The organism is Stenotrophomonas maltophilia (assembly GCF_013464915.1).
GTDB classification, from domain to species: Bacteria; Pseudomonadota; Gammaproteobacteria; order Xanthomonadales; family Xanthomonadaceae; genus Stenotrophomonas; species Stenotrophomonas maltophilia_AT.
The window spans coordinates 88886-104302 of the sequence record NZ_RAVT01000025.1 but is presented as its reverse complement, the minus strand read 5'-3'; the positions used below and the strand labels follow the sequence as shown (position 1 = coordinate 104302).

Annotated in this window: 12 protein-coding genes; 3 read left to right on the top strand and 9 right to left on the bottom strand. The window is 67.8% G+C overall.

The annotated features are described in order from the left end of the window. Window positions 1–549 precede the first annotated feature (549 nt). On the top strand, window positions 550–1737 hold the full coding sequence (locus tag D7T59_RS09515; protein ID WP_180851948.1) for a benzoate/H(+) symporter BenE family transporter: 1188 nt from the start codon (window positions 550–552) through the stop codon (window positions 1735–1737). A 6-nt stretch (window positions 1738–1743) separates the two neighbouring features. Here the strand turns inward: D7T59_RS09515 and D7T59_RS09510 are convergent, their stop codons facing one another. From D7T59_RS09510 to egtB, 5 genes are all read right to left on the bottom strand, one after another. Then, complete coding sequence (locus D7T59_RS09510; RefSeq protein WP_180851946.1) at window positions 1744–2517, bottom strand: DUF2628 domain-containing protein; 774 nt, start codon at window positions 2515–2517, stop codon at window positions 1744–1746. A gap of 50 nt (window positions 2518–2567) precedes the next feature. Continuing rightward, window positions 2568–3434 carry a D-hexose-6-phosphate mutarotase gene (locus tag D7T59_RS21490; protein WP_180851944.1) on the bottom strand — a complete coding sequence of 289 codons (867 nt, stop codon included), beginning with the start codon at window positions 3432–3434 and terminating at the stop codon, window positions 2568–2570. A gap of 61 nt (window positions 3435–3495) precedes the next feature. Then, window positions 3496–4743 (bottom strand): lytic murein transglycosylase, encoded by a 1248-nt coding sequence (locus D7T59_RS21485; RefSeq protein ID WP_164139039.1) that lies wholly within the window; start codon window positions 4741–4743, stop codon window positions 3496–3498. Between the two features lie 81 nt (window positions 4744–4824). After that, a complete protein-coding gene (gene egtD / locus D7T59_RS09495) occupies window positions 4825–5799 on the bottom strand; it encodes an L-histidine N(alpha)-methyltransferase (protein WP_180851942.1) in 975 nt (324 codons plus the stop codon). After that, window positions 5796–7067 (bottom strand): ergothioneine biosynthesis protein EgtB, encoded by a 1272-nt coding sequence (gene egtB, locus D7T59_RS09490; protein WP_180851941.1) that lies wholly within the window; start codon window positions 7065–7067, stop codon window positions 5796–5798. Before egtB ends, egtD begins: the two co-directional genes overlap by 4 nt. Before the next feature lie 150 nt (window positions 7068–7217). On the opposite strand from egtB, the gene D7T59_RS09485 reads away from it, so the two are divergent. After that, complete coding sequence (locus tag D7T59_RS09485) at window positions 7218–8498, top strand: GGDEF domain-containing protein (RefSeq protein WP_180851939.1); 1281 nt, start codon at window positions 7218–7220, stop codon at window positions 8496–8498. A 3-nt stretch (window positions 8499–8501) separates the two neighbouring features. Here the strand turns inward: D7T59_RS09485 and D7T59_RS09480 are convergent, their stop codons facing one another. Further along, window positions 8502–8894 carry a YchJ family protein gene (locus tag D7T59_RS09480; protein WP_180851937.1) on the bottom strand — a complete coding sequence of 131 codons (393 nt, stop codon included), beginning with the start codon at window positions 8892–8894 and terminating at the stop codon, window positions 8502–8504. A gap of 81 nt (window positions 8895–8975) precedes the next feature. Here D7T59_RS09480 and D7T59_RS09475 point away from each other — a divergent pair, with 81 nt between their 5' ends. Then, window positions 8976–9755, top strand: a complete 780-nt coding sequence (locus D7T59_RS09475) for a sulfite exporter TauE/SafE family protein (RefSeq protein ID WP_032960169.1) — start codon at window positions 8976–8978, stop codon at window positions 9753–9755. A 94-nt stretch (window positions 9756–9849) separates the two neighbouring features. Here D7T59_RS09475 and D7T59_RS09470 read toward each other — a convergent pair whose 3' ends face one another. The 3 genes from D7T59_RS09470 to D7T59_RS09460 are packed head-to-tail and all read right to left on the bottom strand — an operon-like array spanning window position 9850 to window position 15404. After that, a complete protein-coding gene (locus tag D7T59_RS09470) occupies window positions 9850–13230 on the bottom strand; it encodes an ATP-binding protein (RefSeq protein WP_180851936.1) in 3381 nt (1126 codons plus the stop codon). Between the two features lie 16 nt (window positions 13231–13246). Beyond that, a complete protein-coding gene (locus D7T59_RS09465; protein ID WP_164139053.1) occupies window positions 13247–13948 on the bottom strand; it encodes a DUF4194 domain-containing protein in 702 nt (233 codons plus the stop codon). Beyond that, a complete protein-coding gene (locus D7T59_RS09460) occupies window positions 13935–15404 on the bottom strand; it encodes a DUF3375 domain-containing protein (RefSeq protein WP_180851934.1) in 1470 nt (489 codons plus the stop codon). The genes D7T59_RS09465 and D7T59_RS09460 overlap by 14 nt, the downstream gene beginning before the upstream one ends. Window positions 15405–15417 lie beyond the last annotated feature (13 nt).

Here is a 15417-nt window from a genome sequence, read left to right as displayed (position 1 = left end):
ATCAAACGTCTGCAAGATGGACAATCATCCTTCCTGCAGGCGCCTTCACAAGATACCTGCGCATACTTTCAAAGATCCTGGGAAGTGGCCTCAGCGCCGTTCCCGTGTGCTGCGAAGTTTCCTTCGTAGCKAGCCGCCCATTATAGCCGGCTTTTCCGCTTCGTCAACACCTTTTTTCAAGGCCGTCTCACCGGGGTGGACGTTGTTGCCGATGCTGCTTCGTCGTTGGACCCGAAGGTCTTTCGTCGTTGCGAGCCGCCTATTATGCCGGACTTTTCGAGTCCGTCAACACCTTCGTTCGATCATCTCGTTCGTCGGTGGTGGCGTTGCTGTTCGCGTGCCGTTTCCGAAGAAGCGATGCGCTGCAGCAAGGGAGCGAATTCTAGAGATCCTGCAGATTTCGTCAAGCGCTTTTTTTCAGGGTGATGACAGAAGCCCCGCGACATCACGCATGACGTACGCTCGAAGATCACTGCGGCGTTGCCCGCGCGTTGCGSGGTMAACGCCGCAACCGCTATCAATGCATGGATGCACAAAGGAGAGACGGCAATGAACATGCGGGTGCGGCAAGCATGGTGGCGCGACCTTTCAGTACCGGCAGTCGTCGCCGGCTTCATTACCGTGCTGGTCGGCTTCGCCAGTTCCGCAGTGATCGTGTTCCAGGCCGCGCAGGCCGTCGGTGCCGACCAGGCGCAGATTGCCTCCTGGATGTGGGCGCTGGGGTTGGGCATGGGCGTCACCTGCATCGGGTTGTCGCTGCGCTATCGCGTGCCGGTGGTGACCGCATGGTCGACGCCAGGTGCGGCGATGCTGGTGGTCGGTGCCGGCGGCGCCTCGCTCTCTGAAGCGACCGGTGCCTTCCTGCTGGCTGCGGTGCTGGGCATGTTGGCCGGGTTCTCCGGCATCTTCGCCCGGTTGATGCAGCGGGTGCCGATGGCACTGGCCGCCGGCATGCTGGCCGGCGTGCTGCTGCGCTTCGGCCTGGACGTGTTCGTGGCCATGAACACCCAGCTGGTGCTGGCGCTGGCGATGTTCGCCACCTGGCTGGCTGGACGCCGCCTGTTCCCGCGCTATGCGGTCATCGCCACCCTGCTGGTCGGCATCGCGGTCGCGGCCAGCCGCGGCCTGCTGCACGCACAGCAGGTGCAGCTGCAACTGGCGGTACCGCAATGGGTGACCCCATCCTTGTCGTGGACTGCGGTGGCCGGCATCGCCCTGCCCCTGTTCGTGGTCACCATGGCCTCGCAGAACATTCCGGGCGTGGCGGTGATGCGGGCATCCGGCTACGACGCCCCGGTATCGCCGCTGATCGGCTGGATCGGTGTGGTCAATACGTTGCTGGCGCCGTTCGGTGCCTACGCGCTGAACCTGGCCGCGATCACGGCCGCGATCTGCATGGGCCGCGATGCGCATGAAGATCCGGCACGGCGCTATACCGCCGCCATGGCCGCCGGGGCCTTCTATATTGTCATCGGGCTGTTCGGTGCGACGGTTGCCGCACTGTTCGCCGCCTTCCCGAAGGAGCTGGTGGCCTGCGTGGCCGGTATCGCGCTGTTCAGCACCATCGCCAACAGCCTCGCCAGTGCGCTGGCGGTAGAGCGGGACCGCGAGGCGGCACTGGTCACCTTCCTGGTCACCGCCTCCGGTGTCACGCTGGCCGGCATCGGCTCGGCGTTCTGGGGCCTGGTGGCCGGTGCACTGTGCCTGCTGGTATTGCGGCCCCGCGGGGCTCGCTGATCCAGCCTATCCCACCAGCACAGCACCAACCGTACCCACCGCCAGCATGATGACGATGGCCACCAGTGTGGCAACCACGCTGGTGCCACCACGCGCGGCCAGTTCGCTGCGCATGCGCGCTTCATCGCCCCCCGCCACGGCACGGGCCCGGGCGATCTGCCGCTGGCAATGGGCCAGGTACCAGCTGTTGCCGAACATGCCGGTGGTGATGCTGAGCGCGAAGGTGATGACCATCGACAGGCCGTCGGGAACCCCCAGCAGTGTCTCGACCACACTGATCAACAGCAGCAGGCCAACCCAGAGCGCCGCCAGACGGTACATCCTGCGGTACATCATCCACACCAGGCCGATCAGGAATGCCGGCCAGTGCCAGGTTCCGGTACCCGTGGCGATGCCTTGATCCAGGCGCCAGCGCTGGCGGTAGACCGGGAAGTTGCCGCCGACCACGCTGGCGTACAAGGCCATCTCGCCCTCCAGCCCGGCAGCCGCAGCCATCTCCGGTGCAGCGGCGGGTGCACGATACGGATCGGACGGATCGCCGGCACTCGGCGCGACGCCCTCAACCGCCGGGGCTGCGTCGATATCCGGGGCCGGAGCCACCTCGATGGGCGTGGACGCCTGCTCCAGTTCCGTCAACGGCCGCCATGAGGGCATGCCTTCGCACCAGAGCAGCGTGCGCGCCGTAACCGTCCCTTCCTGCTGCAGCTGGCGAAGACCGGCCAGATCCACCGGTCCACTGCTCTGCCTGCCATTGGCGTACCACCACTGTGCTTCCTGCATGTTTTCCGTCCTTGCTACCCACATCGACAAACTGAAACTGCTGCCAGCGCTTACAGCGCGGTACTGGCCAGGGTCTGCACCAGCTGGTGGCGCGCACCTGGCGCAAGCGTAATCTGCTCCGGGCCTGCATTGGCCACTTCCAGGCAAACGTAATCGTGCCAGCCATCGCCGACATCGGCCATCCTGGCTGCGGCCTCGGCACCGGGGTTCCAGGCCACGAGCGTCTGGCTGCCTTCGCTGCGGATCTCGATCCGCCGCTGCAGTACGGGATCACGCAGCACGTAATGGCCGCCGGCACCGGTATAGATGCGATCGCTGCGCCCGGGATCACGCGGATCGCGCAATGACCACGGTCCCTGTTGCAGGCGCAGCTGCGCATAATCCTCGTACTTGTCCAGGTACTGCAGGCCATCCAGGCCCTCGACCTCGACCTGGTTGGCATCGCCCACCCGGAAATAGCTGTGCAGGGCCTGGGTGAAGGTCACCGGCGACGATCCCGTGTTCCCGGTGGCCAGCTGCTGGCGCAGCTGGCGGCCGATGCGCAGCTGCATCTGCAGGCGCAGGCCGAGGTGGTCAGACAGTGACGGCGCCAACTGCAGCTCCACATCGCCGGCCTCGTTCTGCCCGACGTGCTGCAACTCCCAACGCGCGGTTCGCGCCAGGCCATGTGCCGGAGCATCAGCATCCTGCCCCTGGCGGCCGAACCACGGCCAGCACACCGGCACGCCACCGCGGATCGGCGTCGGCAGCTCCGCGCGTTGCGGTGACAGCCACAGCAGGTCCGGCTGCCCTTCGGGGATGAATGACAACAGCTGTCCACCGAACACGCTGATGACCGCGGTGGCACTGGGGGTGCGCACATGCCAGGCCTCGAGCCCATGGAACAGGCCGGTGCGGATGTCCGGATTCAACTGCATGCGATGACGCTCCTTGATGAACGCGGCGATGATGTCGCGGCACCGATGCGAACGGCAAGGCCTAGCGGCTGGCCGGCGATGCGGTTGCTGCCTCCTGCTGCAGCGCGCGCAGGATGCGTTGTCCGGCGCGCCCATCCGCATTGGCCCATCCAAGGCGTTGCTGCTCGGCCTGGATCGCGCGACGCGTGGCGGTGCCGATCATGCCGTCGGCGGTGCCAATATCGTGGCCGCGGGCCAACAGCAGAGTCTGCAGTTGGCGGCGCTCATCACGACCGATGCCGGGATCGTCGGTCGGCCAGGCCGTGGCCAACCCGGTGCCGCCACGCAGCTGGTCGGCCAGCGTGGCGATCGCCAGCGCGTAGCTTTCGGCGGCGTTGTAGCTGTAGATCGCGTCGTAGTTGCGGAACACCAGCAGCGCCGGGCCCTTGCTGCCGGCCGGCAGCAGCAGCGCCGCACGTGCATCGGCCGGGAGGTTGGCCGGGGCCAGCGCGCTGCCGTCCAGCGCGGTCACACCCTGCACGCGCCAGTCGGCCAGCGCCCGACGCTGGGTACGCCCGGCCTGGCTGGCATTGAAGCCCGCCGGGATCCGCACTTCCATGCCCCACGGCTCGCCGCTGCGCCAGCCTGCGCGCTTGAGGTAGTTGGCGGTGGAGGCCAGTGCATCGGGAATGCTGCCGACCAGGTCGCGACGGCCATCACCATCACCGTCCACGGCGATGCGTGCATAGGTGCTGGGCATGAACTGCGTGTGCCCGAAGGCGCCGGCCCAGGAGCCGGTGAGCCCCTGTGCCTGCAGGTCGCCGCGGTCGATCAGCTTGAGCAGGGCCAGCAGCTCACCGCGGAAGAAGGGCTGGCGGCGGCCGGCGCAGGACAGCGTAGCCAGTGACTGCAGCAGCGGGCGCTTGCCGAACACACGGCCGTAGTCGCTCTCCACGCCCCAGACCGCGACGATGGTGGCCGGATCGATGCCGTACTGCGCCGACACGCGATCGAGCAGGTCGCGGTGCTGCTGCAGCAGGGCGCGCCCATCGTCCACGCGCTGGCGATCGACCAGCGCGGCCAGGTAGTCCCAGATCGGCGTGGTGAATTCGGGCTGTGCATCGAGCAGGCCGAGCACGCTGGGGTCGGGCGTGAGGCCGGCGGTGATCTCGTTGAAGCGGTCGGCGCTGATTCCCTGGCTGGCAGCGGTGGCCTGCAGACCCGCCAGGCAGCGGCTGAAGGCCGGATCGATGCCGGCGGCGGGAGCGGCAAGCGCTGTCGGTGCCGAGGCAAGAGCGGCCGCCAGGCCGAGCGTGGTCAGAATGGGCATGGCGTCCTCCGTGTTGCCGGTGCACGGCCATCTTAGGGGTAGCGGTGCGGCGGAACCTGAAGCCGCGCCGGCTGGCTGCTGCTACGTGGCGCGCAGCAGGCGCAGGCCATAGGCGGGGCCTTCAGCATCCCAGCGCTGCATGACCTGCAGGCCAGCCGGCTGCAGCAGCGCTTCGAAACTGTCGTCGGTGTACTTGTGGCTGTATTCGACGCGGATCGGTTCGTCGGCCTTGAAATGGAAGGTGCGGCCATCCAGATGGACGTCCTGTGCCCGCTGGCTGACCAGGTCGGTCTCGATACGCAGCCGCGCGACGCTGTAGCGGGCGCGATGGCGGAAGCCGTCCAGATCGAAATCGCTGCCGATCTCGCGGTTGAGGCGGGCCAGCAGGTTGAGGGTGAACGCGGCGGTGACACCCTGCGCATCGTTGTAGGCCGCCTCGATCAACGCCGGGTCCTTGTGCAGGTCGATGCCGACCAGGGCCAGGCCATCACGACCCATGGTCTGGCGCATCGCACGCAGCAGCGCGACCGCGTCCTCACCTTCAAAGTTGCCCAGCGTAGACCCAGGGAAGAACAGCAACCGCCGCGCGGGTTCGCGTTCGGGCATGGGCACGGCAACCGGACGGGTGAAGTCTGCACAGACCGGCAGCATCTCGACCTCGGGCAGCGCCGGGGCCAGATGGTCGATGCTGGACAGCAGCGCGGCACGCGAGATTTCAATGGGCGTATAGGCCACCGGTTCACCCAGCGCGGCCAGCAGCAGCGCGGTCTTGCGGCCGCTGCCACTGCCCAGTTCCACCACGTGCAGGTGCGGGCCGACGCTGCGGGCGATGTCTGGCAGTACCCGCGACAGCAGGGCCAGCTCGGTACGCGTGGGGTAGTACTCGCGGGTCTGGGTGATCTGTTCGAACAGGCGCGAGCCACGTGCATCGTAGAAATACTTGGACGGAAGCTGGCGCGGTGTGCGCGACAACCCTGCCACCACGTCAGTGAGGATCTGCTGGCGACCGGGCGTGAGATCGGTCAGCGCCTGCAGCGCGTCGTGCACCGTGCTCATGCCAGATCCCGGGCCAGGCGCAGGCCGGAGAACTGCCAACGTGCCGGTGGCATGAAGAAGTTGCGGTAGCTGGCGCGCACATGGCCACGGGGCGTGGCGCAGCTGCCGCCGCGCAGCACCCACTGCCCGCACATGAACTTGCCGTTGTACTCACCCAGATTGCCGGCGAACGGACGGAAGCCCGGGTAGGCGCCATAGGCGCTGTGGGTCCATTCCCAGACATCGCCGAACAGCTGGCGCAGTCCACCGCCCTGCCCTGCCTGTGGGTGCAGGTGATCGTCATCGGCAAAATGACCGCGCGGCGGCAGCGTCGCGGCGGCAGCCTCCCACTCGAACTCGCTGGGCAGTCGGGCACCGGCCCAGCGGGCACAGGCATCGGCTTCGAAGTAGCTGAGATGGCAGACCGGCGCGTGCGGATCCAGTTCGCGCCAGCCGCCCAGGGTGAATTCGCGCTGCAGGCGGTCGTCCCAGTACAGCGGATGCTGCCAGTCTTCGGTTTCACGCAGTGCCCAACCCTCGCTGAGCCACCAGCGTGGCTCGCGGTAGCCACCGGCCTCGATGAAGGCGCGGTACTCGGCGTTGCTGAGCGGGCGCTCGGCCAGGGCATGGGCGGGCAGCAGTACGCGATGGGGCGGCGATTCGTTGTCATAGGCGAACGCGGCATGCTGTGGCCAGGCTGCGGCGCCGACGGTGACGATGCGTTCGGGCGATTCGATCCAGCCCTGTGCACTGGCAACGCCGGGGGTGGTGCGCAGGTCCTCGCGGTAGGCCGGCTGCAACGGATTGCACCAGAACGCGTGCTTGATGTCGGTGAGCAACAGCTCCTGGTGCTGCTGTTCGTGCTGCAGGCCCAGCTGCAGGTGCTGCAGCGCCTGGTCGTCGAGATCACCCGCGTCCAGCCGTGACTGTACCTGCGCATCGATCTGGCGGCGGTAGTCCTGCACCTGCTGCAGCGAGGGCCGTGACAGCAGCCCGCGCTGCGGCCGTGCATGGGCCGGGCCGATGCTCTTGTAGTAGCTGTTGAACAGGTAGTCCCATGCCGGGTCATGCGCCTGCGTGGTGGCGAAGCCGGACAGCACGAAGCGTTCGAAGAACCAGGTGGTGTGGGCCAGGTGCCACTTGCCCGGGCTGGCATCGGCCATGCTCTGCAACATGGCATCTTCGGCGCTGAGGGGGGCCGCCAGCTGCATGCTGCGCTCCCGCACACGTGCGTACTGGCGGGCGAGATCGCGCTGCGGGGCAGCGACGGCGGCGGCTACGCTGTCCATTCGGGCAGCATCTGCGCAGCAGGGTGAGTGCGATGTCATGGTTCGACGTCAATGCGTTCACAAGCGTGACCATCCCGCATTCAAGAAGCCGGTGCGGACGCCGCTAACGGCAATGCTGCGGCCGCGTCGTCACCGCGCTGGAATTCCTGCTTGCCCCTGCATCCGCTCCGCCAGCCTGCGCATTACCTGTTCGTGCTGCCCGCCGTGCTGGTTGCCGTGGTGCTGTGGGCGGCACTGGGCAACGAAGACGTGGCCAATCCGGCCCAACGCATCCTGCCCTGGCTGCTGGCCTGCCTCGGCGCCGGCCTTGCCCTGCTCTACCACCAGGTGCGCACGCTCTGCCTGATGCTGGTGGTGGCCGTGATGTTCGCCCTGCTGCACCAGGACGTGGGTGGCTACCTGCGCAGCGGCCATGTCACGGCGCTGACACCGCTGCGCTTCCACGCCATTTCGGCCTGGTTGCCCTTGTTGTTCGCGGGCCTGGCGCTGTGGCCCGAGCGCGGCCGCCGCCGCCGCGACCTGCTGCTGCGGGGCGTTGCCAGTGGCACCGCGCTGATGATCTTCCTGCTGCTGGCCACGCAGCAACCGCGTGGCATGCACGATCTGCTGTCCAACCGCCACTGGAGCTGGATTCCGGCCGACTGGAACGCGCTGGCACAGCTGCCAGCCCTGCTGTTCCTCCTGGCAACCGCCGCGCTGGGCTGGCAGGCCTGGCGGCATCCGCGCCCACTGCACACGGCGATGCTGCTGGCGCTGCTGTGCCTGTGGTGGATGCTGCCACGGGTGTTCCTGCAGCCGGTGCTGCTGCCGGCGCTGGCCAGCGCGGCGCTGCTGCTGATGCTGGGCGCGATGCTGCAGGAGTCCTTCCACATGGCCTTCCGCGATGAACTGACCGGCCTGCCGGGGCGCCGCGCCTTCAATGAGACCCTGCAACGGGCGCGCGGCACCTACAGCATCGCGATGGTGGACGTGGACCACTTCAAATCGTTCAACGACACCCACGGCCACGACACCGGCGACGATGTGCTGCGCCTGGTGGCCTCGCGGCTGGGCCGGGTGGGTGACGGTGGCCGGGCGTTCCGCTATGGCGGTGAGGAGTTCGCGGTGGTGTTCCTGGATCGTCCCGCAGCGGCCTGCGTGGATGCGGTCGAGGCGCTGCGGCAGACCATCGAGGACACCCGCATGCAGCTGCGCGATCGGAGCACCCGCAGCCGCGACGATGAAACGGGGCGCCAGCAGCGCGGACGCGGCGGAAGCGGGCAGACGGTACAGGTGACGGTGAGCATCGGGCTGGCGGACAGCCGCGTGGATGAGCGGCCGGCGGCCGTGATCAAGGCCGCCGACCAGGCGCTGTACGCAGCCAAGGACGGTGGCCGCAACCAGGTCCGCGCGCATGCCGGCCAGCGCGTGCTGGCGGTGCGCGGCGGCTGAGGCTCACACCGCGTCGAGGTAGTACCAGCGGCCGTCGACGCGCAGGAATCGGCTGTGCTCGGCCATCTTCACCGCGCTGCCGCCGCCCACGCGGTAGCGGGCGGTGAAGCGCACTTCGGCGCTGTCGGCCCCGGTGACCGTGTGTTCGTGCACGGTCAGGCCCAGCCAGTGCGTACGCTGGCCCGGCGCATCGTCCAACGCCAGCTCAGCCGGACGGGTATCCGGGTGCCAGCTCTGGCGCAGATAGTCCGCCAGCCCCCGCACATAGGCGCTGTAGCGCGATCGCATCAGGCGCTCGGCATCGGGTGCTGCCTCACCGGCATGGAAGCGGCCACAGCAGGCGGCGTAATCGGCGGGAAGGCCGCAGGGACAGGGATCGGTGGGTTTTCGGCTCATGGCGGCATTGTCGCGCGGGACGCCGCCAGCATCCATCGGCGAAGGGCGTATGCTGTCGCGCCCCCACTTTGATTGATCGCCGTGCTGGAACTGGTTCCCCCTGAGTTGTGGTGGCTGGTGGTGATCGCCTTCATCGCCGGCCTGGTCGATGCCGCCGTCGGTGGCGGTGGGCTGGTGCAGCTACCCGGTCTGTTCACCGTGCTGCCGCAGCAGACGCCGGCGATGCTGTTCGGCACCAACAAGTTCAGCTCGATGTTCGGTACCGGTGCAGCCGCCTGGCGCTATGCGCGCAACGTGCGCTTCCCGTGGAAGCCGGTGCTGTTCGCGGCAGGCACGGCCTTCATATTCTCCTTCGCCGGCGCCACCGCGGTAAGCCTGCTGCCCAAGGACGCAGTGCGCCCACTGGTGCTGGTACTGCTGATCGCGATGCTGGCCTACACGCTGTGGAAGAAGGATTTCGGCGCACTGCACCGGCCGCAGGAGATCGGCCGCCGCGAACTGGCGATCGCGCTGGCCATCGGTGCGGCGATCGGCTTCTATGACGGCTTCTTCGGGCCGGGCACCGGCAGCTTCCTGATCTTCCTGTTCGTGCGCTTCTTCGGCCTGGATTTCCTGCGCGCCTCGGCGGCGTCGAAGGTGGTGAACCTGGCCACCAACGTAGCGGCGATCTCGTTCTTCGTGCCGACCGGCAACATCCTGTGGCTGTTCGCGCTGCCGATGGCAGCGGCCAACATCATCGGCTCGGTGGTGGGCACCCGATTGGCGCTGAAGGGCGGTACGCCGTTCATCCGCAAGCTGTTCGTGGGGCTGGTGGTGGTGCTGATCGCGCGGATGGCGTGGGATACGTTCCGCGGTGCGTGAGTGCGGTTGCCGGCCMGCGGCCGGCACTACCGGGCCGTGAACCCCGCCATGGGGAGTGCCGGCCGCTGGCCGGCATTCCCCTCAAGCGGCCGGGTCAGGCTTCGGCTTCTTCCGGTTCATTGGCCTGCTGGCGGCTGCGCTCCGGCAGCTTCAGGCGCCTGCCCTCTTCGTCGTACTCGATCAGCAGCACGCCGGAGTCGTGGCGACCGCTGATTTCGACGAAGCAGGCGCCGCCGATGAACGGTTCCAGCGTCATCACCGACTTCAGCGGGGTGGCGACCACCATCTGGAAGCCGAAGTTGTCGAAGATGTTCATCGCCAGCGCGGTGAACTCGTTGTCGGCCTTGTCGAAGGCTTCGTCGAGCACGACCGCGGCGTAGCTGGGCAGCTGGCTGTCAGCGCCGCCGAGCTGGTAGCGCAGTGCCGCAGCCAGGCAGGTGGTGGCCAGCTTCTGGCGCTGGCCACCGGACTTGCCGGCACCACTGCGGTAGATCTCGACCTGCTGGCGCGTTTCCGCATCCAGCTCGACGCCGATGAACTCCACATGCATGCGCACGTCCAGCACCAGCTCGCGCCAGCGCTTGTCCTCGCCTTCCTGCGAACCCAGGCGGTTGACCAGCTGGCGCAGCACGGTGAACTGCGATTCGGCCAGCTCGCGCTGCTCGGTCTGCTGCTGCGACAACACTTCGCGCAGCTGCAGGTGGAACTCGCCGACTTCCGGCAGGCGGCGGTCGCTCAGTTCGATGGTCAGCAGCGTGCCACGGTTGAACGGCACCTGCTCCAGGCTGGCATTCACTTCGTCCAGGCGCTGGCCGATCGACTTGCGGGCCTCGGCACTATGGCGCTGCAGGGCCAGCAGGTTGTTCTTGCTCTGGTTCTGCAGCAGGTCGAAGAAGCGCTCTTCGTGCTGCGGCAGGCCATCGCGCTCCAGGCGTTCGAGGCGGGCGAGGAAGTCCTCGGCCGAGGCCACCGACACGGTGAAGTCGCCCGATTCCTCCGGCCACTGCTGGATGAAGCGGCGGAAGCAGCCGATCAGCTGGTTCTCGATGCGGTTGAGGTCCTGCTGCGAGGAAGACAGCTGCTCGTTCAGTGCATTGCTGACCTGGCGCATGTGCGCTTCCAGCGTTTCCAGGCTGAGCGGGCCCTGCTCCTGCAGGCGCTCGGCGAGGCCGGCTTCCTGCTCCTGGGCCAGGCTCGGCAGCACCAGCGCACGGCTCTGCTGGCGTGCGCGGTCGAGGCGATCGCGCTCCTTGACCAGCTGGCCGCGCTCGACGCGGACGTCTTCGTAGGTGCGGCGCGACTGTTCGATGTCAGCACGCACCGCATCGATCTGCTTGGCCAGCTTGGCCAGGTCGGCATTGCCTTCGCGCAGGTCGCGCAGCGTGGCCTCGATGTCGCTCAGGCGCTGCTGCGGAGCGGCGATGTCGATCTCGTTCCAGCTGATGCTGACCAGCTCGTGGCAGGCCAGGCGGCGTTCGTTGTCGCGGTCACGCTGGCCACGCAGGCGCGCGATGTCGGTCTCGCAGCCGGCGATGCGCTTGGCCAGTTCCTGTGCTTCGCGCTCGAAGGCGCCCACCTTGTCGTGGTTGTTGAAGCCGAGAATCCAGCGACGGCGGTCGCCTACCGCGCTGCGGTCGTCCTTCTCGAAACGGTCGCCCGGATGCTTGACCTGGCCTTCGCGGGTGATGCCGCGGTCAACGTTGCGCAGCTGCTTGGCGTCCACGCACTCGTAGTCGAAGCGCTTGCCGAGCTCGCGCCGCAGCCAGCTTTCGAACACATGCTCGCGCAGTTCCAGCTTGTGCAGCAGCGACTTCGCCGACGGCTCGCGCGCGAACGCATCGTCGTTGCGGCGCACGCGGTAATAGGTGAAGCGCATGCCCAGGTGGGTACGGTTCACCCATTCGGCGACGTCGTTGTAGTGCTTGTCATCGACCAGCAGCGACAGTGCGAAGCCGCCCAGCACGCGCTCGATGGCTCCCTGCCAGCCCTGCTCTTCCGAGCGGACCTGGATCAGCTCGCCGACGAACGGCAGCGCCGCCTCGGCGATGCCGGTTTCCTCGGCCAGGCGCGCGCGCAGCTTCTGCATCGGCGCCGGGATGTTGGACGGCGTGCGCTGCATCGCTTCGAGTTCCGCACGGACTTCACCAAAGCGGCGCTCGTCATCGCGCTTGCCACCCAGGCGATCGCTGATCGCGTCGTCCAGCGCCGAAGAGGCGCGCTGGCGATCCTGCAGTTCATTCTGCGCGCGCTCGACCAGCCCGGCGAAGCCGTGGGCGTCGTCCGGCAGTTCAGCCTGCAGCTGCTGCGCAGCCTGGCTTGCCTGCTCGCGCTTGGCCTGGCGGCGGTCGCGCTCGGCTTCGGCACGGCCCTGCTCGCGTTCCAGTTCCTCGATGCGCTCACCGCCCTGCTGGCGGCGCTGCAGTTCCAGCTCGGCCAGGCGCTCGGTGTGGTTATCGAGTGCGGCACGGCGCTGGGCTTCCTCGCCCAGCAGGCCACGGTCACGCACGTCCATCTCGCGCAGGCGCGCTTCGATCAGCGCCTGGCGGCGGCTTTCGCGGAAGCTGTCGACGCCGAGCTTCAGCGCTTCGTCGTCGCCACGCTGGCGATGCATCTCCTTCAGGTCGTTGTAGTAGGCGCGTGCCGGCAGCAGGGTTTCCACCTGGCGGCGCGCGGTGACCACGGCCTGGTGCGCGCCATCAAGCTCGGCGAAGTCGCTGACCAGGCGCTCGGCGGCGTCGAAGGTCTTCGGCGTGTCGAGCATGAAGTCGCGCAGGAAGACGTTGAGGTCGCCCAGGTTCTTCGCCGACTGCGTCTTGTGCAGCAGGCGCAGCGCCATTTCGTTGTCGATGCCGAGCAGGTCGCGGAAGCGCTCGGCATAGCCGGAGAAGGTGTCGAAGTGGTGCAGGTCGGACAGCTTCTGCTTGAGCTTGCGCAGGTCCAGGTCGAAGCCGCCAAGATCCTTGGCGATGTCGAACGGGCGCTCGGCAATCATGTAGTGCTTGCGCACGTCGCCGGCCGAGGTGCCGTTGCCGGAGATCCACAGCAGGCGCACCAGGCTGACCACGCGGCCATCGCCGGCGCGGTACTCCAGCACCAGTGCGGTCCAGGTGGCGCCCTTGCGCAGGTACTGGGTGGCGATTTCACCGGTGCCGCTGTCCTGCTGGTCAGCCCAGGCGCCACGCACGTAGGACACCAGGTTGCGGTCGCGGCCACTGCGCTCGGCTTCACGCGCGGCGGCGTTGAAGTCGACGATGGCCGGCGGCGTCAGCAGCGCGGACATGGCATCGAGCAGGGTCGACTTGCCCGAGCCGGAACGGCCGACGAACAGGAAGCCGCGCTCGGCGATCGGCACTTCGGTCAGGCCGTTGAAGGTGCCCCAGTTGTGCACCTGCAGGCGGCGCATGCGGAACTGCTGCAGGCGCGGGTCCGGCAGGCCTTCGTTGAACAGGGCGGGAGTGTGCTTGGAGATAGCCATGCGATGGTCGGGTCTCTCAGGCCTCGGCGGCCGGGGTTTCACGCAGCTGGCGGTAGACCGCCGAGAGCTGGGACACGTCTTCGGCGGAGAACAGCAGCTTCAGCGCCGGCGAGACTTCGTGGCGGTCTTCCTGGCCGCTGAGGCGGGTCAGGATGTGGTTGTCCTTCATCTTCTGCACCGCCGAGGCGACGCGGCGGTTGAAGCCGGCGCGGTCGGTGGACAGGTTCTTTTCATAGATGGCCAGTGCTTCGGCCATCTCGGCATCGGCGACGACCGCGCGGTTGCCGCGCGCATCGGCCTCGGCCAGCTGCTGGCGCAGGTACAGCAGCAGCACCGAGTCGATGAAGGTCAGCGGCGAGGTGCGCAGCAGCACCGGCGCGTCGACGTCTTCGGTATCGGCCTGGCGGGTGAACGCCACGCCGCTGTCACGGTCGAGCACCAGTTCCAGGAACAGGTCGGCCAGCGCCGAACGGATCGCCGCTTCGCTGCGGATCAGCGCCGGCCACAGCTTGGCGTGGCGCAACTGGTCGATGCTGGGGCCGATCAGCAGCTGGCACAGCGCGCGGCGCGCATCCAGCGGCAGGCGCCCGGTATCGCCGAGGTAGTACACGTCGTTGCCACGGCGGGGCTGGGCCACGGCCGCCACCGGCTCGGCCTCGTAGGCGTCTTCCGCCACGTCGGCCTGCGCTGCGTCGATGGGATCTTCATGCCAGCTCATGGCGTCTCTCCTGGGTGAACCAAACCAGCGGGATGCGGGCGCGACGGACCTGGCCGTCGCCACCACGCCATTGCGCAAGCTCCTGCTCGCCGGCGACCACGTTGCCGAAGCGCGTGCCCAGCGACAGATAGCCGATGACGCTGCCAAGACCCTGCGGCGCCTCGCGCTGCGACAGGGCCTGGGCGATGCTGAGCCGCGGCTGTGCATCGAGCAGGTCGTGCAGGTCGCGGCGCAGGGTGCGGAAGTCGATTTCGGACGACGCGACCAGGTCGCCGACACTCTCCAGGCTGATCGCGGCCGCGTCGTTGTACTCGACGTTGCCATCGACCTGGGCACTGCGTGGATCATGCAGCTTCCACTGCGACCATGAGCGCAGGCGGCTGGTGGTCAGCTGCAGGTCGCGGCCGATACCGCGTTGTGCGGGGAATTCGTCACGCAGTGCCAGCGCTTCGGACTGCGCCTGCTTCAGCAGCTGGTTGAGGCGGCGCTGTTCCAGGTAGCCACGGCTCTGCACGAAGCCGCGCAGGCTGCGCGCGAAGTTCTGCAGCACATCGTGCACCTGGCCACCGCGCTCGAGCATGGTGCTGGTGAAGCTGCGCAGGAAGTTGCGTTCGTTGCGGTCCAGGCGGCGCGCGAACCCGCGCGCCAGCACCGCTTCCAGCGCGGCATCGAGCTGGGCACTCTGCTCGGCATCGTTTAGCAGGCGCCAGAAGGCCTGGAAACTGCGTCCGGCGTCACTTTCGCCGATGACATCCACACCTTCGAACAGCTGCGACAACACATCGCCGCGCTCGCCCTCGTCGTCGATGATGCGTTCGCGGAAATCGCGGTTGAGCTGCTCGAAGTCATCGCGCACACGGCGGAAGTCCTCGGTCAGCTCGTCGGCCAGGCCGATGATCTGGCGGGTGCGTTCCAGCGCGCGCTTGCCGTCCAGCGCAACCACGCGGCCGCTGCCGACCCGGGCAATTTCAGCATCGATGCGGTCGCGCTCGTCGTGCAGCGCGGACAGGCGCGCATCAGGATCGGCTTCGGTCTGCGCAGCCAGCGCCGAGAGCTGCTCAATGACCAAGGCCAGGCGGCTTTCGGTAGCGGCCACGCGAGCCTGCTCGAGACCGTCCGCGAAGCGGATCGCCTGCAGTGCGGCGGTGGACAGCTCGTACTGCTCCTGGTCGGCGCCTTCGGGCAAACGACGCTCCAACCAGCCCTGGGCCAGCCAGTGCGCGATGTAGGCCTGGGCGGTACGCGGCAGCTCGCGCGAGAGTTCATCGCCGGCCAGCTGGTCCAGCGCGCGCTGCAGTCGCTCGTTCAGCACCGAGGACGGCAGCGTGCGCTCGCCATCCATCAGCAGCCCCTGCAGCAGGCCGATGATTTCCGGGGCGTGGTCGGCGGCAAGCAGCTTCCACTGGGGCTGTTCGCGCAGGTGGCGGTAACGGGCAATGCGTTCGCGGTGCTTCATGCAGCGAAAGGGG